Source organism: Azospirillum sp. SYSU D00513 (assembly GCF_017356015.1).
Taxonomy (GTDB): domain Bacteria; phylum Pseudomonadota; class Alphaproteobacteria; order Azospirillales; family Azospirillaceae; genus Azospirillum.
The window spans coordinates 37,541-56,989 of record NZ_JAFIQV010000026.1 but is presented as its reverse complement, the minus strand read 5'-3'; the positions used below and the strand labels follow the sequence as shown (position 1 = coordinate 56,989).

Here is a 19,449-nt window from a genome sequence, read left to right as displayed (position 1 = left end):
CATCCGGATCGGTCCCGTTTTGCCGCGGGTCCGGCCAGGAAGGGAGCCGCTTTTCCTGCAACCTTAGGAGTTTCAATGGCACAAGCTATGGCCCGGTCCGGCGATAAGGAAAGCTTCGCGGCTCTGCTCGAAGAGTCGCTCGGCACCGCTGACTCGCTCGAAGGCACGGTCGTCCGCGGGCGTGTCGTCTCGGTCGAAAACGACATGGTCACGATCGACGTCGGCCTGAAGTCCGAGGGGCGCGTCGCCCTGAAGGAATTCGCCGTCGCCGGCCAGTCGCCCGAGATGAAGGCGGGTGACACCGTCGAGGTCTATCTTGAGCGTATGGAAGACAAGAACGGCGAAGCCGTTCTGAGCCGCGAGAAGGCGAAGCGCGAGGAAGCCTGGTCGCTCCTCGAGAAGTCCTTCCAGGATCAGAGCCGCGTCACCGGCGTGATCTTCGGCCGCGTCAAGGGTGGCTTCACCGTCGACCTGTCGGGCGCCGTGGCGTTCCTGCCGGGCAGCCAGGTGGACATCCGTCCGGTCCGCGACATCTCCCCGCTGCTGGGCACCCCGCAGCCGTTCCAGATCCTGAAGATGGACCGCTCGCGCGGCAACATCGTCGTGTCGCGCCGCGCCGTGCTCGAGGAGAGCCGCGCCGAGGCCCGTTCGGAGCTGGTCGCCAACCTCAAGGAAGGCCAGGTCCTCCAGGGCGTCGTCAAGAACATCACCGATTACGGTGCGTTCGTCGACCTGGGCGGCGTGGACGGCCTGCTGCACGTCACCGACATCGCGTGGCGCCGCATCAACCATCCGTCGGAAGCCCTGCAGATCGGCCAGACCGTCACGGTCCAGGTCATCCGCTTCAACCCGGAAACCCAGCGCATCAGCCTCGGCATGAAGCAGCTGGAAGCCGATCCGTGGGAAGGCGTCGAAGCCAAGTACCCGGTCAGCGCCCGGTTCAAGGGCCGCGTCACCAACATCACCGACTACGGCGCCTTCGTGGAGCTGGAGCCGGGGATCGAGGGCCTGGTGCACGTCTCGGAGATGTCCTGGACCAAGAAGAACGTCCATCCGGGCAAGATCGTGTCGACTTCGCAGGAAGTCGAGGTCATGGTCCTGGACGTCGATCCGCAGAAGCGCCGCATCAGCCTCGGCCTGAAGCAGTGCCTGGACAACCCGTGGGAGACCTTCGTCGACAAGTTCGGTCCGGGCACCGAGCTGGAAGGCGAAGTCAAGAACATCACCGAGTTCGGTCTGTTCGTCGGCCTCCCGGGCGACATCGACGGCATGGTGCACATGTCCGACCTCGACTGGAACAAGTCGGGTGAGGAAGCCATCGCCGAGTTCAAGAAGGGCGACCGCGTCAAGGTCAAGGTCCTGGACGTCGACGTCGAGAAGGAGCGCATCAGCCTCGGCATCAAGCAGCTGGGCAGCGATCCGTTCGAGGCGGCCACGGCCGGCCTGAAGAAGAACGACGTCGTCACCTGCACCGTCACCCAGGTCACCGACGGTGGCATCGAGGTGGCCGTGGGCGAGGGCTACACCGGCTTCATCCGCAAGTCGGACCTGTCCCGCGACCGTTCGGAGCAGCGCCCCGAGCGCTTCGCCGTCGGTGAGAAGGTCGACGCCAAGGTCACCCAGATCGACCGCGCTTCCCGCCGCATCTCGCTGTCCATCAAGGCCCGCGAGACCGAGGAAGAGAAGCAGGCGATGGCCGAGTTCGGCTCTTCGGACTCCGGCGCCTCGCTGGGCGACATCCTGGGCGCCGCCCTGAAGCGCCGCCAGCAGAGCGAAGAGTAAGCCCGACGCCCCTTCCGGGGGCGGACGGTTCGAGTGGAAGGGGCCGCCGCGGGAGACCGCGGCGGCCTTTTTCCTGCCCGGCCCCAGGGTGCCGCCCAGGCCCGGAGGCCGCCGCCGAGGCCCCGCCGCTTCGCGGCTGCAAACGGAAAAAGGGTTTTACCTGAAAGGCTTAGCTTGACGGGTCGGGACCCCGGTGGCAGGCTTCGCGGAAAGGGCGCGAAATCAGGCGCCGGCATCGGGGGAAACACCAGTCCCATGACCAAGTCCGAGCTGATCCAGAGGCTGGCGGAACGCAACCCGCACCTTTACCAGCGCGACATCGAGAAGATCGTCAGCACCATCTTCGGCGAGATCACCGACGCGCTGGCGCGCGGCGACCGGGTGGAGCTGCGCGGCTTCGGCGCCTTTTCCGTCAAGCGGCGCGACGCGCGCACTGGACGAAACCCGAGGACGGGTGAATCCGTTGACGTGGGCGAGAAGTGCATCCCGTTCTTCAAGACCGGCAAGCAGCTCCGCGAACGCCTGAACACGGACGAATGAGGCCGTGCCCATCCGACCCGGCCGGTCCTGCCCGGCTCCACTGACGAACAAACGACGCGAGGACCCTAGCCCGTGCGCTTCCTGACCTGGATCATCACCCTCCCGATCATGCTGGTCGCGGTTCTTTTCGCCGTCTCCAACCGCGAGACGGTGACCTTCGCCCTGTGGCCGCTGCCCTTCACGCTGGAGGCGCCGATCTATCTGGCGACGCTGCTGGCGCTGGCGCTGGGCTTCATCGCCGGCGGCTTCGTCGCCTGGAACAGCCAGCGCGGCTACCGCCGCCGCTCCCGCTGGCAGTCCAACCGCATCGGCTATCTGGAGCGCGACCTGAAGGAGGCGCAGGCCCACGCCGCCGCCGCCGAAAAGCGCCTGGCGGAGATGAACCGCCCCGTCTCCGGCCCCGCCACCGCCATCGCCGCCGCCCCGGCCGGCAGCGCGCTGCCGCCCCCCGCCGGCGCCACGGCCGCGCAGCCGACGGTGCATTGAGCGGGCCTGAACCCGGTCCCGATGAGCGCCGCGGCACTTCCCCGCACGAGGGGAAGTGCCGCGGCGTTCCCGTTTCCGCGGTTCAGGAACCCGGCCCCCTGCCGACCCACAGCGCATTGATTCCAAAGACCCCTTGATCCAAGATCATCCCGGCCGCGGGGCCGGCGGCCTTTCGCCGCGCGGGTGCGGGACGGAAAGGGGGAGGCACCATGAGAATGGTCACCGGTGCCGAGCTGAAGTCGGTGCTTCACCAGCGCATGCTGATCGAGCGCATGCGCCAGACCTTCCGCAGCGGCGTCGAGGCGCCGGAGCCCCACCGCCACGCGGTCCAGACCTACGGCGAGCATGAGGCGTCCCTGCTGGTGGCGCCGGCCTGGCAGGTCAACCAGTCCGTCGGCGTGAAGCTGACGACGCTCTTCCCCGACAACCGTGCGAAGGACCTGCCGGCCAGCCAGGGCATCTACGTCCTGTTCGACGGCAAGACGGGTGTTCCGCAGGCGATGCTGGACGCCGCCGCCCTGACCAGGCGCCGCACGGCGGCGGCCTCGGCGCTCGCCGCCAGCTATCTGGCGCGGCCCGATTCCGAACGGCTGCTGGTGGTCGGCACCGGGGCGCTGGCGCCGGAGCTGATCGAGGCCTACGCCGCCGTCCGCCCCATCAAGCAGGTGCTGGTCTGGGGCCGCAGCCCCGAGCGGGCGCGTCGCGTCGTCTCCCGCTTCCACCGGCCGAAATTCCGCATCGAGGCGACCGACGACCTGGAATGGGCGGTGCGCGGCGCGCACGTCATCTCCTGCTGCACCGCCGCCGCCGAGCCGCTGATCCGCGGCGACTGGCTCCAGCCCGGCCAGCATCTCGACCTCGTCGGCGGCGTCACGCCGGAGATGCGCGAAGCCGACGACGAGTGCATCCGCCGCTCCCGCGTCTTCGTGGACAGCTACGAGGGCGCCTGCCTGGGGGCCGGCGACATCGCCCAGCCGCTCAAGGCCGGCGTCCTGAACCGGGACGACATCGCCGGCGACCTCCCCGCCCTGACCAGGGGCGAGCGGGCAGGGCGGCGCTTCTACGACCAGATCACGCTGTTCAAGTCGGCCGGCACCGCGCTGGAGGATCTCTGCGCCGCCCAACTCGCGGTCGAGATGATCGTCCACAACGACACGCTGCGCTGAGGAGGATCCGGTCATGCGCATCACCATCGTCGGCGGCGGCATCATGGGGCTTTCGGCCGCCCGCTCCCTGGCACGCCGGGGCCACACCGTCGCCGTGTTCGAGCAGGGCAACCTGCCGAACCCCTTCGGCAGCTCGGTCGACCAGCACCGGCTGTTCCGCCACGCCTATGGGGCCGAGGCCGGCTACAGCCGCATGGCGGAAACGGCCTTTCAGGCCTGGGAGGCGCTCTGGGCCGATCTCGGCGAGAGGCTGATGGTGCCGACGGGCACGCTCTGCGTCGCGGGCGCCGAAGATGGGCGGCGCTGGATCGCCGAGAGTGCGGCGACCTTGGAAGCGCAGGGCCGGCCCGTGCGGCGGCTGACCCCGTCCCAGCTGGCCGCCGAGTTCCCGCTGGTCGATGCCGCGCGCTACACGGACGCGATCCATCTGGAGACGGGCGGGGTGCTGCTGGCCGGCCGCATCGTCGAGCTGCTGGCCCATCACCTGAACGCGCAGGGGGTGACGCTGCACGCCCGCAACCCGGTCACCTCCATCGACCCGGAGCGGGCCACGGTGACCCTGGCCGACCGCCGGGTGATCGGCGCCGATGTGCTGATCGTCGCCGCCGGGGCCTGGGTGACGCGGCTGCTGCCGGAGACGGCGGCGCGCCTCACCCCGTCGCGCCAGACGCTCGCCTACCTGACCCCGCCGGAGGGGGTGCGCGGGCTGTGGGCGCGCGCACCCATGCTGATCGACGCCGACGGGGAGAGCGGCGTGTACATCGTGCCGCCGGTGGCCGGCACCGGCATGAAGGCGGGGGACCACCGCTTCTCGCTGGAGGGCGATCCCGGCGACGACCGGACCCCCGATCCGGACGAGGCCTACGCCGTGCTCGACCGCGCCCGCCGCGCGCTGGCGGGCGGCGCCGGCTACACGCTCGCCAACGCGGCGACCTGCTTCTACACGGTGGAGCCGGACGAGCGCTTCGTGATCGAGCCGCTCACCCCCGCCTCCTGGCTGATGAGCCCCTGTTCCGGCCATGGCTTCAAGTTCGCGCCGGCCCTGGGCGAGGCGCTGGCGGTGGCGGTCGATGATCCGGGCGGTGCCGCAGCGCTTACGGCCTGGGCGGCGGGGCGCTGACGCCGCCCGGAAGGGTCCGTTCAAGCTTGCGCCAAGCGCCTCATTACATTTTCGAAAAGGCCGGAACGAAGACTCCGGGATGCTGTTGAGAGGGCTTCGACGCACCCACCGGGAGTAACACGGACATGGCCGACAATCCTCGGAAAGTAGGAGTGTACGACAACGACGGTTCCAGGACCGGAACGACCGGCGCCACCGGCACGAATTCAACGAACATGAATTCGACCGGCATGCATTCGACCGGCACGCATTCCACTGGTTCTGGCGTGGGCGGCACCGCCGCCGCGACCGCCAGCCACACGAATTGGTGGCTGATCGCCCTGATCGTTCTGGCCGTTCTTGTCCTGCTCTACTTCCTCTTCTGATCCGGCAGGCAAGACACCATGGCCGCCGACGTCGAACGTATTCCCCTGTACGAGGAGGCGCTGTCGGTCGGCAAAAGGACGGTCGAACGCGGCGCCGTGCGGATCACGACACGCGTGAGCGAGCGCGAGGAGACCGTCGAGCAGGCTCTGCGGAGCGAAAGCGTCGAGGTCACCCGCGTGCCCGTCGGCCGTCCCGTCGATGCGGTTCCCGAACCGCGCCGCGAAGGCGACGTGCTGATCGTTCCCGTCATCGAAGAGGAACTGGTCGTCACGAAGCGCCTCGTCCTTAGGGAAGAACTGCACATCCGAACGCGCGCCGAAGAGCGCACCGAACGCGTCTCCGTGACCCTGCGGTCCGAGGACGCAGTCGTCACGCGTGAGGAACCAACCAATCCCTCCCACCCAATTCCCCAGGAGTGATACCCATGGACCACAAGACCATCGTTGCCCTGTACGACGACTTATCCGCCGCCCAGCGCGTGCAGGAGGAACTCGACGCGGCCGGTATCCGCAACTTCACGAAGATGGGCGGCGACACCGCCGGGATGACGGCCGGCTCCGCCGCTGGAACCACCGCTGGGACCATGACCGACACGGCCGGGGGCGGACGGTCCGACCGCGTGTCCCTGCTGACCCGCATGGGCGTGTCGTCGGGCGACGCCGAACTGTTCGCGGAAGGCGTGCGCCGGGGCGGCGTGCTGGTGGTCGGCCGCGTGCCGGACGCCGAGGCCGACCGGGCGCTGGACATCATCGAGCGCCACGGGCCGGTGGACATCGACCACCGCGGCAGCTCCTACCGCGAGTCCGGCTGGACCGGCTACGACGCCACCGCCGCCGACTATGACGAGACCCAGGCGACCGAGGAACGCGGCCGCTACGCCGGCGCCGGCATGGGGCTGGGTGCCGCCGCCTCCGCGATGCGCGGCGTCAACGAGACGACCACCGAGCGCGACAGCACGGTCGAACGCCAGGGCCTGACCGCCTCCGGCGTCGGCGAGGAGCACATTCCGATCGTCGAGGAGCAGCTCACCGTCGGCAAGCGCACGGTCGAGCGCGGCGGCGTGCGCATCCGCAGCTACGTCGTCGAGACGCCGGTCGAGGAGCAGGTCCGCCTGCGCGACGAGACCGTGACCGTGGAGCGGCGCACGGTGGACCGCAGCGTCGGCGAGATCCCCGAGAACGCCTTCCAGGAGCGCACCATCGAGGTGCGCGAGACGGACGAGGAGGCGGTCGTCGGCAAGACCGCCCGCGTCCGCGAGGAACTGGTCGTCCGCAAGGACGTGGAGGAGCGGGTCCAGACCGTCTCCGACACCGTCCGCCGCACCGAGGTGGAGATCGACGACGGCCGCACGACCGACCGCGCCTCCACCACGGGCACCGGCCTCGGCACCGGGACCACGGACCCCCGCAAGGACGTCTGACCTGTCCTGAAGGCGGGACGGGCCTTTTCCCGATCCCGCCGCTGGTGATCCAGGGCCAAGATTGGTAAGTTGCGGCTCCCGCCGGCCCGATTCGGGCGGGCGGGAGCCGTTTTCTTTTCCAAGCCGCCCTTCACCGCCCGAAAGTCTTCCCCATGGCCCCTTCCAGCGTCACGCCCGCCTCGCGCATCTTCTGCGCCGTGGACACCACCGACCTTGATGCCGCCCGTGCGCTTGCCGGGCGCGTCTCCGGGGTCGTCGGCGGGGTGAAGCTGGGGCTGGAATTCTTCCTGGCCCACGGGCCGGCTGGCGTGCGCGCGGTGATCGGGGAGGACGGCCCGCCGCTCTTCCTCGACCTCAAGCTGCACGACATTCCCAACACGGTGGCGGGCGGCGTGCGCGCGGCGCTGGAGCTGAAGCCGGCCTTCATGACCATCCATTCCTCCGGCGGGCCGGCCATGATGCGGGCGGCCGCCGAAGCCGCCGCGGCCGCCGGGCCGGGCCGCCCGAAGATCCTCGCCGTCACCGTGCTGACCAGCCTCGACGACGGTGACCTGTCGGCGGTGGGGCAGGGCACGCCGGTGGCCGAGCAGGTGAAGCGGCTTGGGCTGCTCGCCAAGGCGTCGGGGGTGGACGGCGTCGTCTGCTCGCCCGCCGAGGTGGCGCTGCTGCGCGCGGCCTGCGGGCCGGACTTCATCCTGATGGTGCCGGGCATCCGCCCGGCCTGGGCCGCCGCCAACGACCAGAAGCGCGTGATGACGCCGGCCGAGGCGCTGGCCGCCGGGGCGGACCATCTGGTGATCGGCCGCCCGATCACCGGCGCCGGAGACCCGGCCGAGGCCGCCCGGCGCATCGTTTCCGAGATCGAGGAGGGAGCCGCCTGATGGCTGTCCAGGTCAAGATCTGCGGGCTGAGCGAGCCCGAATCCTTGCGCGCCGCCGTCACGGGCGGGGCGCGCTACGTCGGCTTCGTCTTCTACCCGGCGAGCCCGCGCTCCGTCTCCCCGGCGCTGGCTGCCGAGCTGGCGCGGCTGGTGCCGACCGGCGTGCGGACGGTCGGGCTGTTCGTCGATCCGGAGGACGACTATCTGCACCATGTCGTCGGGCAGGTGCCCTTCGACCTGATCCAGCTGCACGGCAAGGAGACGCCCCGACGCGTCGCCGAGGTGCGCGGAGCCTTCAACATCCCCGTCATGAAGGCCATCAAAATCGGCGGGCCGGACGACCTGGCCGGGGCACTGGACTACGCGGAAGTCGCCGACCGGCTGCTGTTCGACGCCAAGCCGCCGGCCAAGGTCGCGGCCCTTCCCGGCGGCAACGGCATCGCCTTCGACTGGACCCTGCTCGCCGGGCGGAGCTGGCCGCGGCCCTGGATGCTGTCGGGCGGCCTCACCCCCGGCAACGTCGCCGAGGCGGTGCGGGTCACCGGTGCGGAGGAGCTGGACGTCTCCTCCGGGGTGGAGGACCGGCCGGGCCACAAGGACCCGGCGCTGGTGCGCGCCTTCCTGGACGCGTCGGCGGGGCTCTGAATCCATGCTGCGGCTGTCGCGCATCCTGCTGGTGGCGGTGGTCGCGCTTTTCTTCACGCTCGTCGCCGCCGGCAACATCACCGATTACGGGTCGAACTTCGCCTTCGTCCGCCACGTCCTGATGATGGACACCACCTTCAAGAGCCCGGCGCTGATGTGGCGGGCGGTGGAGGCGCCGGCGCTGCACCACGCCGCCTACTGGCTGATCATCGGCTGGCAGGTCCTGACGGCGGGCCTGTGCTGGGCGGGCGTGTGGCGGCTGTGGCGGGCGCGCCGCTCCGCCGCCGCGTTCCTGCGCGCGCGGGACACCGCCATCGCCGGGCTGACCGCCGGCTTTCTGCTCTATGGCCTGGGCTTCCTGGTCATAGGCGGGGAGTGGTTCGCCATGTGGCAATCGTCTGAATGGAACGGCCAGGACGCCGCGCATATCTTCCTCGCCACGATCGGCTTCGCCCTGGTCCACCTCTGCGGGGCGGACCATGAGCCGGACGGGCTGAACCAAATTTAATATAAATTGTATCGCTCATCTTGATCGCATGGCTTCGGTGGGGCCTTGGGGTTAAGATCAGTTTGTCCGCATGGGTGGCGCGAAGCGCTGCCGGCTGTCCGCCTCCGGAGGGTCCATGGCCGCCGAACCGACCGAAACCCTGTCTCCGGCCGAAACGCTCGGCATCGTGCTCGACGAGCATCTGCGCTGGATCGGCCAGTGGCACCGCGCGGCGCTGTTCCGGGGCGGCCAGGGGGGAGAGCGCGTGTCCGCGCCGGCCTCCTTCGCGGCCTGGTGTGCTGCGGCCAGCCGCGACGACCTCGCCCAGCAGCCGGCCGTTCAGAAACTCGTCACCCTGCACGAGCAGATGCACCGCCACGCCAAGATGGTGCTGCTGCGGGCGGCCAGCGGCGAATGGCCGGCCGAGCCGGAATACGAGGCGGTCATCGGCCGCTTCGAGGAGTTCGTGCTCCAGCTCCGCCGGGTGGAGCGTGCCTTCGGGGCGGCGGCTTCCGGTCTCGACCCCTTGACCGGGCTGCGCACGCGCCGGGGCATGCAGGAGGCGCTGGACCGGGAGCAGAACCGCTTCCGCCGCGTCGGGCAGGCCTTCTGCATCGCCTTGTGCGACATCGACCGGTTCAAGAGCATCAACGACACCTACGGCCACGACATCGGCGACCGCGTGCTGGCCGCCACGGCCGCCGTGATCAGCCGGGGCATCCGCAGCTTCGACGAGGCCTTCCGCATGGGTGGCGAGGAGTTCCTGGTCTGCCTCAAGGAGACCAGCCTTCAGGAGGGCTTCCGCGTCATCGAGCGGCTGCGCCGCGACCTGATGGCCTCGCCCATCACCCTGCCGGACGGGCGTGTGGTCACGGTCACCGCCTCCTTCGGGCTGGTGGAGGCGCAGATGGAGCTGCCGGTCGAGGAGATGGTGATATGCGCCGACAAGGCGCTGTACCAGGCCAAGAACACGGGCCGCAACCGCGTGGTCTGCTATGGGGTGGACGCCCCGGCCGCCGCCAAGCCCGCTCCGGCGGCCGTGAAGCCGGCGGTTGCCGCACCCGTGCGGGCGGCGCGCCCGCTGCCGAGCCGCGCCAAGGCCGGCTGACGCAGAGCCCGGGGCACGGCCCCACGCAAGGGGTGCTTGGCCGGACGGCGCAGGGCGGGGTAGGATCGGGCACGACCCTCTCTGGCCGCGGCACGGGATTTTCATGCGGACTCACCCCGACTTTCCGAACCTCTTCATCCTCGACCACCCGCTGATCCAGCACAAGCTGACGCACATGCGGGCGAAGGAGCGCTCGACCGGCGGCTTCCGCACGCTGCTGCGCGAGATCTCGCTCCTCATGGGCTACGAGATCACCCGCGACCTGCCGCTGACCAGCGAGCGGATCGAGACGCCGCTCCAGCCCATGGACGCGCCGGTGATCGCCGGCAAGAAGCTGGCCATCGTCCCGGTGCTGCGCGCGGGCCTGGGCATGGCGCAGGGCCTGCACGAGCTGGTGCCGTCGGCGCGCGAGGGGCACATCGGCCTCTACCGCGACCACGACACCAAGATGCCGCAGGAGTATCTGGTGAAGCTGCCGGAGGCGGAGGGGCGGCTGTTCATCGTCGTGGACCCGATGCTGGCGACCGGCAACTCGGCGGTGCACGCCTGCGACGTGCTGAACCGGCATGGCGTCGCCGACGAGAACATCCGCTTCATGGCGCTGGTGGCGGCCCCCGAGGGCATGCGCGTCTTCCAGGCGGCCCATCCCGGCGTGCGGGTCTTCACCGCCTCGCTCGACAGCCACCTGGACGAGAACGCCTACATCGTCCCCGGCCTGGGCGACGCCGGCGACCGGATGTTCGGCACCAAGTAACGCCGAAAGGAAAGGCCGGTCATAGCGACGGGATCGGCCTTTCCCTCTATCCCTATGACTTACCTCTTTCGCGACATAGGTTCATTTGCCGGATTGCCGCAATCCGCCCGGACGCTAATTTCCATTCCAAGACAACCCTGCGGTGCTGCGGCGCCGCGCTGTTTCGGAACGCATCCGCGGAGGCCTGGACCCATGTCGGCGACCATTATCGATCTCGCATCCTACCGTTCGAGCCACACCGCCGAGGCCGCGGCCCTGTTCGCCCAGGCGTCGCGCCCGGACGTGCCGCTCCGCCGCATCGCCAACGGCATGCGCGGCCTGGCCGAAGCCCTGCGCGACCTGCGTGACCTCCGGGCGGAGCAGACCCGCGCGGACTGACGCCGGGCTGCCTACGGTACGGGTGCCTTCCGCAAGCCCGCCGGTTCGGTCCGGCGGGTTTTGCTCATTGTGCGATTTCGGTGCGCATGCATTTGCAAATATTCCCTGGCTGAATTCTTGGCGAACCCAAATACTCAGTCGTCATCCCCGCCTTCGCGCATGAGCGCTAACTTTGAGGTCTGAGCGACTGAAGCAAGGTTCCGACCGCCTTCCACCGTCATCCCCGCGGACGCGGGGATCCAGAGTTTCCAAAGGGTTCGCTACGGGAAGGACTGGATTCCCGCGTTCGCGGGAATGACGGGGAGGAAGGTCGCAGGCTTCGGCAAAACGGGCCGATCTGCAAAAGTTAGCGCTCATGCGCGGACGCGGGGATCCAGGGTTTCCAACGGTTTCGCCTTGGGAAGGACTGGATTCCCGTTTTCGCGGGGAAGACGGATACGCGCTTTTTTACCGATAGGCTATTTGCTTGCGAGAGCGCGGCGCATCCTCAACCTCTGCCAAAAGAAAAAAGGCGCCTTTCGGCGCCTTTCCAGTTCCCGGCGGGAGGAGGGGTTCCCCTCCCGCCTCGTGTCGGCGGCTCGCCGGCCGTCGGTCAGACGTCCAGCAGGAGGCGGCGCGGGTCCTCGATGCATTCCTTGATGCGGACGAGGAAGGTGACCGCTTCCTTGCCGTCGATGACGCGGTGGTCGTAGGACAGCGCGAGGTACATCATCGGGCGGACTTCGACCTTGCCGTTGATCACGACGGCGCGGTCCATGGTCTTGTGCATGCCGAGGATGCCCGACTGCGGCGGGTTCAGGATCGGCGTGGACATCAGCGAGCCGTAGACGCCGCCGTTGGAGATGGTGAAGGTGCCGCCCGTCAGCTCGTCCATGGAGAGCTTGCCGTCACGGCCCTTCTTGCCCAGCTCGGTGATCTTCGCCTCGATGTCGGCGAAGCCCATCTTGTCGGCGTCGCGGACGATCGGAACCACCAGGCCCTGCGGCGTGCCGACGGCGACGCCGATGTCGTAGTAGTTCTTGTAGACCAGGTCGGTGCCGTCGATCTCGGCGTTGACGGCCGGGATCTCCTTCAGCGCCTGGATGGCGGCCTTCACGAAGAAGGACATGAAGCCGAGACGCACCTTGTGGCGCTTCTCGAAATACTCCTTGTACTCGTTGCGCAACGCCATGACGTTGGTCATGTCCACCTCGTTGAAGGTGGTCAGCATGGCGGCGCTGTTCTGCGCCTCCTTCAGCCGCTCGGCGATGCGCTGGCGCAGGCGGGTCATCCGCACGCGCTCTTCCTGGGCGGCGCGCGGACGGTCGCCCTGGGTGCCGGCGGCCCACTGGTACTTCTGCGGCGCGGCCGGAGCGGCAGCGGCCGGAGCGGCGGCCGGGGCCGGCTTCTTCTCCAGATGGTCGATCACGTCGCCTTTGGTGACGCGGCCGTCCTTGCCCGACGCGGCGATCTGCGACGCGTCCAGCCCGTTCTCGGCGATCATCTTGCGGGCGGCCGGGCCGGCGTCGCCGACGGCGGCGGTCGCCGGGGCAGCGGCCGGAGCGGCAGCCGCCGGGGCCGGAGCAGCCGGAGCCGCGGCGGGAGCGGTGGCCTTCGGAGCGGCCGGGGCCGCGGCGGCCCCGCCCTCGCCGATGACGCCCAGCAGGGCCGCCACGCCGACGTTGGCGCCTTCCGGCGCCACGATCTCCGACAGGGTGCCGGCGGCCGGGGAGTTGACCTCCAGCGTGACCTTGTCGGTCTCAAGCTCGACCAGCGGCTCGTCGACCGCGACCGTGTCGCCGACCTTCTTCAGCCAGCGGGCGATGGTTGCCTCGGAGACCGATTCGCCGAGCGTGGGGACCTTGATTTCGGTAGCCATGGTTTTCTGTCGCACCTTTTCTTTTCGACTGGGCGTTTCTTGGCTCAGCGGTCAGCGGACGGTCAGCGCGTCGTCCACCAGCTTCGCCTGTTCCTGGTTGTGCCGCTTCAGCAGGCCGGTGGCCGGGGACGCGGCGCCGGGGCGGCCGACATAGGCGGGACGGCCCGCCTTGTGGTTCACCGAGGCCAGCGCACCCTCGATCCGGCGGTCGGCGAACAGCCAGGCGCCCTGGTTCTCCGGCTCTTCCTGGCACCAGACGACCTGGGCGTTCGGGTACTTCGCGAACTCGGCCGCCAGCGTCTGGCGCGGGAAGGGATAGAGCTGCTCCAGACGCAGGATGACCACGTCCTTGATGCCGCGCGAGAGGCGCTCCTGCAGCAGGTCGTAATAGACCTTGCCGGAGCAGACGACGACGCGGCGGACCTGCTCGTTCGGCACCAGGTCGGTCCCGATCTCGCCCAGAACGCGGTGGAAGCTCGTGCCCTCGGCCAGTTCCGACAGGTTGGAGACGCAGAGCTTGTGGCGCAGCAGCGACTTCGGCGTCAGCAGCACCAGCGGCTTGCGGTAGGTCCGGCGGATCTGGCGGCGGAAGATGTGGAACAGGTTCGCAGGCGTGGTGACGTTGCAGATCTGCCAGTTGTCCTCGGCGCACATCTGCAGGAACCGCTCCGGACGCGCCGAGCTGTGCTCGGGGCCCTGGCCCTCGTAGCCGTGCGGCAGCAGCATCACCAGGCCCGACATGCGCAGCCACTTGGACTCCGACGAGCTGATGAACTGGTCGAAGATGGTCTGGGCGGTGTTGGCGAAGTCGCCGAACTGCGCCTCCCACAGGACCAGGTTGTGCGGCTCGGCCAGCGAGTAGCCGTATTCGAAGCCGAGCACGGCCGCTTCCGACAGCGGGCTGTCATGAACCTCGAAGGGCGCCTGGTCGGCCCGCAGATGGTTCAGCGGGACGAACTTGTCCTCGGTGTTCTGGTCGTACATCACCGCGTGGCGGTGCGAGAAGGTGCCGCGGCCGGAGTCCTGGCCGGACAGGCGCACGGCCGTGCCCTCGACCAGCAGCGTGCCGTAGGCCAGCGCCTCGGCGGTCGCCCAGTCGATGCCCTCGCCGGTCTCGATGGACTTGCGCTTGGCCTCGAGCTGGCGGGCGATCTTCGGGTTGATCGCGAAGTCCTTCGGGTAGTCGCAGAGCTTCAGCCCGACTTCCTTCAGAACGTCGGTGGCGACGCCGGTGTTGGCGCGGCGGTCGTCGTCGATCTTCGCGGCTTCCAGGCCGGTCCACTTGCCCTCCAGCCAGTCGGCCTTGTTGGGCTTGTAGGCGTTGGCCGCCTCGAAGGCCGTCTCCAGCTGCCGGGAGAAGTCCGCGGCCATGCGGTCGGCCTCTTCCTGGGGCAGGGAGCCCTCGGACACCAGCTTGCGGACGTACAGCTCGCGCGTCGTCGGCTGGTTGCGGATCTTCTTGTACATGAGCGGCTGGGTGAAGGCCGGCTCGTCGCCCTCGTTGTGGCCGTGGCGGCGGTAGCAGACGAGGTCGATCACCACGTCGCGCTTGAACTTCTGGCGGAACTCGATGGCCATGCGGCTGATGTAGGCCACCGCCTCGGGATCGTCGCCGTTCACGTGGAAGATCGGCGCCTGCACCATCTTCGCCATGTCGGAGCAGTAGACGCCCGAGCGCGAATAGGTCGGGTTCGTGGTGAAGCCGATCTGGTTGTTGGTGATGACGTGGACGGTGCCGCCGGTGCGGTAGCCGCGCAGCTCCGACAGGCCCAGCGTCTCCGCCACGATACCCTGGCCGGCGAAGGCCGCGTCACCGTGCAGCAGGATGCCCATGACCTGCTCGCGCTCCAGGTCGCCGCGCTGCTGCTGCTTGGCGCGGACCTTGCCGAGCACGACCGGGTTCACCCACTCCAGGTGCGAGGGGTTGGCGGTCAGCGACAGGTGGACGATGCGGCCGTTGAACTCGCGGTCCGACGAGGTGCCGAGATGGTACTTCACGTCGCCCGAGCCCTGGACCTCGTCCGGGGTGGAGGGGTTGCCCTGGAACTCGGAGAAGATCGCGGTGAAGGGCTTGCCCATGAAGTTGGCGAGCACGTTCAGGCGGCCGCGGTGGGCCATGCCGACGACGACGTCCTTCAGCCCCAGCTCGGCGCCGCGCTGGAGGATCTGCTCGAGCGCCGGGATCAGCGACTCGCCGCCTTCCAGGCCGAAGCGCTTGGTGCCGGTGTATTTCAGCTGGAGGAACTTCTCGAAGCCCTCGGCCGCGGTCAGCCGCTCCAGGATGGCGCGCTTGGCGCCGATGGCCGGGCTGGTGCGGTGCTGGCCGGACTCGAAGCGCTCCTGGATCCAGGCCTTTTCCTCGGGGTCCTGGATGTGCATGAACTCGACGCCGACGGTGCCGCAGTAGGTCTTCGTCAGGATGTCGAGGATCTGGCGGAGCGTCGCGCTCTCAAGGCCCAGCGAATAGTTCAGGAAGATCGGACGGTCGAGGTCGCCGGGGCCGAAGCCGTAGGTGGCCGGGTCCAGCTCCGGGTGCGGCTCGCGCTTTTCCAGGCCCAGCGGGTCGAAATGCGCGTTCATGTGGCCGCGCACGCGGTAGACGCGGATGAGCATCAGGGCGCGGATGCTGTCGAGCGTGGCCGCGCGGAGCTGCTGGTGGCTGATGCCGCCATAGACCTGCTGCGTGTGCGCCAGCATCGCGCCGTTGCCGTTGCCGCCCAGCGTGGCGGCGGGCTCCAGGCCGGCCTCGTCCTCGTCGCGGGGCGCCCAGGAGGCGCCGCGCAGCTCGTCCAGGACGGCGCGCGAATCGTCGTCGAGTTCCTTGAAGAAGCCGTTCCAGCTCGGATCCACCGAGGTGGGGTCCTTCAGGAAGTTCGCGTACAGTTCGGCGACATACCCGGCGTTGGAGCCGAAGAGGAACGACGTCTTCTCCATATAGGACATGGTGTCTGTCACGGGCGCGTCCGCCCGGTTCCCTTTGAGTGTTGGTCCACTTGCCCATTCAGGCCGAGGGGCCCGTCGGTGCTGCCGGATGGCGGGCGCCGTGGAGCCTTTGTGCGGAGAGGCCTATATGGGAAGGCGCGGGGGGCCGGAGCCCCCCGCTGGAAGCGCATCAGCCCTTCATGACCTGGAGCATGGTGGAGCCCAGGCTGGCCGGGCTGTCGGCGACGGCGATGCCGGCCGACTTCATGAACTCGATCTTGAAGTCGGCGGTGTCGTTGCCGCCGGAGATCACGGCACCCGCATGGCCCATGCGGCGGCCTGGAGGGGCGGTACGGCCGGCGATGAAGCCGACGACCGGCTTCTTCGTGCCCGACTGCTTGATGAACTCCGCACCCTTGACCTCGGCGTCGCCGCCGATCTCGCCGATCATGATGATGCCCTCGGTCTCCGGGTCGGCCAGGAACATCTCCAGGCTGTCCACGAAGTTCGTGCCGTTCACCGGATCGCCGCCGATGCCGATGCAGGTCGTCTGCCCCAGCCCGGCGGCCGTGGTCTGGGCGACCGCCTCGTAGGTCAGCGTGCCCGAACGCGACACGATGCCGATCTTGCCGCGGCGGTGGATGTGGCCCGGCATGATGCCGATCTTGCACTCGCCCGGCGTGATGACGCCCGGGCAGTTCGGCCCGATCAGGCGGGTCTTGGAGTTGTCGAGCGCGCGGCGCACGCGGACCATGTCCAGCACCGGGATGCCCTCGGTGATGCAGACCACCAGCGGGATCTCGGCGTCGATCGCCTCGAGGATGGCGTCGGCCGCGAAGGGCGGCGGCACGTAGATGACGGACGCGTTGGCGCCGGTGCGCTCGACCGCGTCGGCCACCGTGTCGAAGACCGGCAGGTCGAGGTGGGTGGTGCCGCCCTTACCGGGAGTCACGCCGCCGACCATCTTCGTGCCGTAGGCGATCGCCTGCTCGGAGTGGAAGGTGCCCTGCGCGCCGGTGAAGCCCTGGCAGATGACCTTCGTGTTGGAATTGACCAGAACAGCCATTATGCGGCCTCCTTCACGGCCTTGACCACCTTGTCGGCGGCGTCGGCGAGGTTGTCGGCCGACAGGATCGGGAGACCCGATTCGGCGAGGATCTTCTTGCCCAGATCGACGTTGGTGCCTTCCAGGCGGACGACCAGCGGAACATGGAGCTGCACTTCGCGCGCCGCGGCGACCACGCCCTCGGCGATGACGTCGCAGCGCATGATGCCGCCGAAGATGTTGACGAGGATGCCCTCGACGTTCGGGTCGGACAGGATCAGCTTGAAGGCCGCGGTGACGCGCTCCTTCGTGGCGCCGCCGCCCACGTCCAGGAAGTTGGCCGGCTCGCCGCCGTACAGCTTGATGATGTCCATCGTCGCCATGGCGAGGCCGGCGCCGTTCACCATGCAGCCGATGTTGCCGTCGAGCTTCACGTAGTTGAGGCTGTGCTTGGCGGCCTCGATCTCGGCCGGGTCTTCCTCGGCCTCGTCGCGCAGCTCTTCCACGTCCTTGTGGCGGAAGAGCGCGTTGTCGTCGAAGCTCATCTTGGCGTCGAGCGCCAGGATGTCGCCCGAGCCGGTGACGATCAGCGGGTTGACCTCGACGATGGCGCAGTCGAGATCCACGAAGGCCTTGTACATGGCCGTCAGGAACTTCGAGGCCGCACCGACCTGCTTGCCTTCCAGCCCGAGGGCGAAGGCGATCTTGCGGGTGTGGTAGCCCTGGATGCCGGTGACCGGGTCGATGGAGACCTTGACGATCTTCTCCGGCGTGTTGTGGGCGACCTCCTCGATCTCCATGCCGCCCTCGGTCGAGGCGACGACGGTGATCCGGCCGGTGCCGCGGTCCACCAGCAGGCTGAGATACAGCTCGCGCTTGATGTCCGCACCTTCCTCGACGTAGAGGCGCTTGACCTCCTTGCCCTCGGGCCCGGTCTGCTTGGTGACCAGCACGTGGCCGAGCATCTCGCCGGCGTTCTTGCCGACCTCCTCGATGGACTTGACGACGCGGACGCCGCCCTTGCCCTCGGGGTTGCTCTTGAAGCGGCCGGCGCCACGGCCGCCGGCGTGGATCTGCGACTTCACGACCCAGACCGGGCCGCCGAGTTCACGGGCGACCGTCTCGGCTTCCTGGGGGGTGTAGGCGACGCCGCCGCGCGGGACGGCGACGCCGTACTTCTTCAGCAGGCCCTTGGCCTGGTACTCATGGATGTTCATTGGTCGTCCATCGGTTCATGGAGTCGGCGGAACAAAGGATACGGGGGGTGCGGGGGGTGCGGGCGCTTCCGCGGGCCGGCCTTGCGGCGCGGAAAGGCACTCGTCACCAAGGCGCGGACGGAAAAAGGGCCATGGCGGAGGGCGGCCCGCACGGATGGCCGGGGAGGGCGGGGGGCGGAAGCCGCCCGCGCCGATGCCCCCGGCCGGGGCGTCCGCCGTCTCCGGTCGAGGCGACCGAAAGGGCGGACGCGCCCGCGCTAAGGCGCGCCGGACCGGATCAGGCCTTCTCGGCCTGCTGCTTCTTGACGACCTCGACCAGCGTCTGGACCGCCTTGACGGAGTTGTCGAACATCGCCTTTTCCTCGGCGTTCAGTTCGATCTCGATGATCTTCTCGACGCCCTTGGCACCGATCACCGTCGGCACGCCGACATACATGTCGTTCACGCCGTACTGGCCGGTGAGGTGGGCGGCGACCGGAAGCACGCGCTTCTGGTCCTTGAGGTAGCTCTCGGCCATCTGGATGGCCGAGGCGGCCGGGGCGTAGAAGGCCGAGCCGGTCTTCAGCAGCTTGACGATCTCGGCGCCGCCGTCGCGGGTGCGCTGAACGATGGCGTCCAGCTTCTCCTGCGTGGTCCAGCCCATCTTGACGAGGTCCGGCAGCGGAATGCCGGCGACGGTCGAGTAGCGGACCAGCGGGACCATCGTGTCGCCGTGGCCGCCCAGCACGAAGGCCGTGACGTCCTCGACCGAAACACCGAATTCCTCGGCCAGGAAGTAGCGGAAGCGGGAGCTGTCCAGCACGCCGGCCATGCCGACCACGCGCTCCGGCGGCAGGCCCGAGGCCTGCTGCAGCACCCACACCATCACGTCCAGCGGGTTGGTGATGACGATGACGAAGGCGTTCGGGCAGTACTTCTTGATGTTCTCGCCGACGGTCTGGCAGACGCCGGTGTTGATGCCGATCAGGTCGTCGCGGCTCATGCCCGGCTTGCGGGGGACGCCGGCGGTGACGATCACGACGTCGGCGCCTTCGATGGCCGCATAGTCGTTGGTGCCGGTGAGCGAAGCGTTGAAGCCGTCGACGGGGGCGGTTTCGGCCAGGTCGAGAGCCTTGCCCTGGGGCATGCCTTCCGTGATGTCGAAGAGAACGACGTCACCGAGTTCCTTCTGCGAGGCGAGCAGAGCCAGCGTGCCGCCGATCTGGCCGGCACCAACGAGCGCAATCTTCTTGCGTGCCATTGAGCGTTCCCTGAGCAAGAGCGTCTCCCCATTCA

19 protein-coding genes are annotated in these 19,449 nt (G+C 68.9%); 14 read left to right on the top strand and 5 right to left on the bottom strand.

Translation table 11 applies throughout. The annotated features are described in order from the left end of the window. The first annotated feature begins 75 nt into the window (after positions 1 to 75). From rpsA to JUB11_RS19185, 14 genes are all read left to right on the top strand, one after another. Positions 76 to 1,782: a 30S ribosomal protein S1 gene (gene rpsA / locus JUB11_RS19250; protein WP_207460193.1), complete on the top strand. Its 1,707-nt coding sequence runs from the start codon at positions 76 to 78 to the stop codon at positions 1,780 to 1,782. Between the two features lie 255 nt (positions 1,783 to 2,037). Further along, the gene (ihfB, locus tag JUB11_RS19245) at positions 2,038 to 2,322 is read left to right on the top strand and encodes an integration host factor subunit beta (protein WP_207460192.1); all 285 of its coding nucleotides are present in this window, start codon (positions 2,038 to 2,040) and stop codon (positions 2,320 to 2,322) included. A gap of 72 nt (positions 2,323 to 2,394) precedes the next feature. Beyond that, entirely contained in the window at positions 2,395 to 2,808 is a 414-nt protein-coding gene (locus JUB11_RS19240) for a lipopolysaccharide assembly protein LapA domain-containing protein (protein ID WP_207460191.1), read from the top strand. Between the two features lie 209 nt (positions 2,809 to 3,017). After that, positions 3,018 to 3,974, top strand: coding sequence for an ornithine cyclodeaminase family protein (locus JUB11_RS19235; RefSeq protein ID WP_207460190.1), 957 nt, complete (start codon positions 3,018 to 3,020; stop codon positions 3,972 to 3,974). Positions 3,975 to 3,987: 13 nt separating this feature from the next. Beyond that, entirely contained in the window at positions 3,988 to 5,094 is a 1,107-nt protein-coding gene (locus JUB11_RS19230; protein ID WP_207460189.1) for an FAD-dependent oxidoreductase, read from the top strand. Between the two features lie 152 nt (positions 5,095 to 5,246). Then, positions 5,247 to 5,459, top strand: coding sequence for a hypothetical protein (locus JUB11_RS19225; protein ID WP_207460188.1), 213 nt, complete (start codon positions 5,247 to 5,249; stop codon positions 5,457 to 5,459). Between the two features lie 18 nt (positions 5,460 to 5,477). Beyond that, positions 5,478 to 5,879 carry a YsnF/AvaK domain-containing protein gene (locus JUB11_RS19220; RefSeq protein ID WP_207460187.1) on the top strand — a complete coding sequence of 134 codons (402 nt, stop codon included), beginning with the start codon at positions 5,478 to 5,480 and terminating at the stop codon, positions 5,877 to 5,879. Positions 5,880 to 5,884: 5 nt separating this feature from the next. After that, positions 5,885 to 6,880 (top strand): YsnF/AvaK domain-containing protein, encoded by a 996-nt coding sequence (locus JUB11_RS19215; protein ID WP_207460186.1) that lies wholly within the window; start codon positions 5,885 to 5,887, stop codon positions 6,878 to 6,880. 152 nt (positions 6,881 to 7,032) lie between these two features. Further along, positions 7,033 to 7,761, top strand: a complete 729-nt coding sequence (gene pyrF / locus JUB11_RS19210; protein WP_207460185.1) for an orotidine-5'-phosphate decarboxylase — start codon at positions 7,033 to 7,035, stop codon at positions 7,759 to 7,761. Further along, a complete protein-coding gene (locus tag JUB11_RS19205) occupies positions 7,761 to 8,405 on the top strand; it encodes a phosphoribosylanthranilate isomerase (RefSeq protein ID WP_207460184.1) in 645 nt (214 codons plus the stop codon). Before pyrF ends, JUB11_RS19205 begins: the two co-directional genes overlap by 1 nt. 4 nt (positions 8,406 to 8,409) lie before the next feature. After that, a complete protein-coding gene (locus tag JUB11_RS19200) occupies positions 8,410 to 8,913 on the top strand; it encodes a DUF2165 domain-containing protein (protein ID WP_207460183.1) in 504 nt (167 codons plus the stop codon). Positions 8,914 to 9,028: 115 nt separating this feature from the next. After that, positions 9,029 to 10,000, top strand: coding sequence for a diguanylate cyclase (locus JUB11_RS19195; RefSeq protein WP_207460182.1), 972 nt, complete (start codon positions 9,029 to 9,031; stop codon positions 9,998 to 10,000). A gap of 103 nt (positions 10,001 to 10,103) precedes the next feature. Next, positions 10,104 to 10,754, top strand: a complete 651-nt coding sequence (upp, locus tag JUB11_RS19190; protein ID WP_207460181.1) for a uracil phosphoribosyltransferase — start codon at positions 10,104 to 10,106, stop codon at positions 10,752 to 10,754. Between the two features lie 192 nt (positions 10,755 to 10,946). Further along, positions 10,947 to 11,132, top strand: a complete 186-nt coding sequence (locus JUB11_RS19185; RefSeq protein ID WP_207460180.1) for a hypothetical protein — start codon at positions 10,947 to 10,949, stop codon at positions 11,130 to 11,132. A 592-nt stretch (positions 11,133 to 11,724) separates the two neighbouring features. Here the strand turns inward: JUB11_RS19185 and odhB are convergent. From odhB to mdh, 5 genes are all read right to left on the bottom strand, one after another. After that, positions 11,725 to 12,990: a 2-oxoglutarate dehydrogenase complex dihydrolipoyllysine-residue succinyltransferase gene (gene odhB / locus JUB11_RS19180; protein WP_207460179.1), complete on the bottom strand. Its 1,266-nt coding sequence runs from the start codon at positions 12,988 to 12,990 to the stop codon at positions 11,725 to 11,727. Positions 12,991 to 13,041: 51 nt separating this feature from the next. Continuing rightward, on the bottom strand, positions 13,042 to 15,933 hold the full coding sequence (locus JUB11_RS19175) for a 2-oxoglutarate dehydrogenase E1 component (RefSeq protein ID WP_207460247.1): 2,892 nt from the start codon (positions 15,931 to 15,933) through the stop codon (positions 13,042 to 13,044). A 169-nt stretch (positions 15,934 to 16,102) separates the two neighbouring features. Beyond that, on the bottom strand, positions 16,103 to 16,978 hold the full coding sequence (gene sucD, locus JUB11_RS19170) for a succinate--CoA ligase subunit alpha (protein ID WP_207460178.1): 876 nt from the start codon (positions 16,976 to 16,978) through the stop codon (positions 16,103 to 16,105). After that, the gene (gene sucC / locus JUB11_RS19165; RefSeq protein ID WP_207460177.1) at positions 16,978 to 18,174 is read right to left on the bottom strand and encodes an ADP-forming succinate--CoA ligase subunit beta; all 1,197 of its coding nucleotides are present in this window, start codon (positions 18,172 to 18,174) and stop codon (positions 16,978 to 16,980) included. The genes sucD and sucC overlap by 1 nt, the downstream gene beginning before the upstream one ends. 277 nt (positions 18,175 to 18,451) lie before the next feature. Continuing rightward, entirely contained in the window at positions 18,452 to 19,414 is a 963-nt protein-coding gene (gene mdh, locus JUB11_RS19160; RefSeq protein WP_207460176.1) for a malate dehydrogenase, read from the bottom strand. Positions 19,415 to 19,449: the final 35 nt, after the last annotated feature.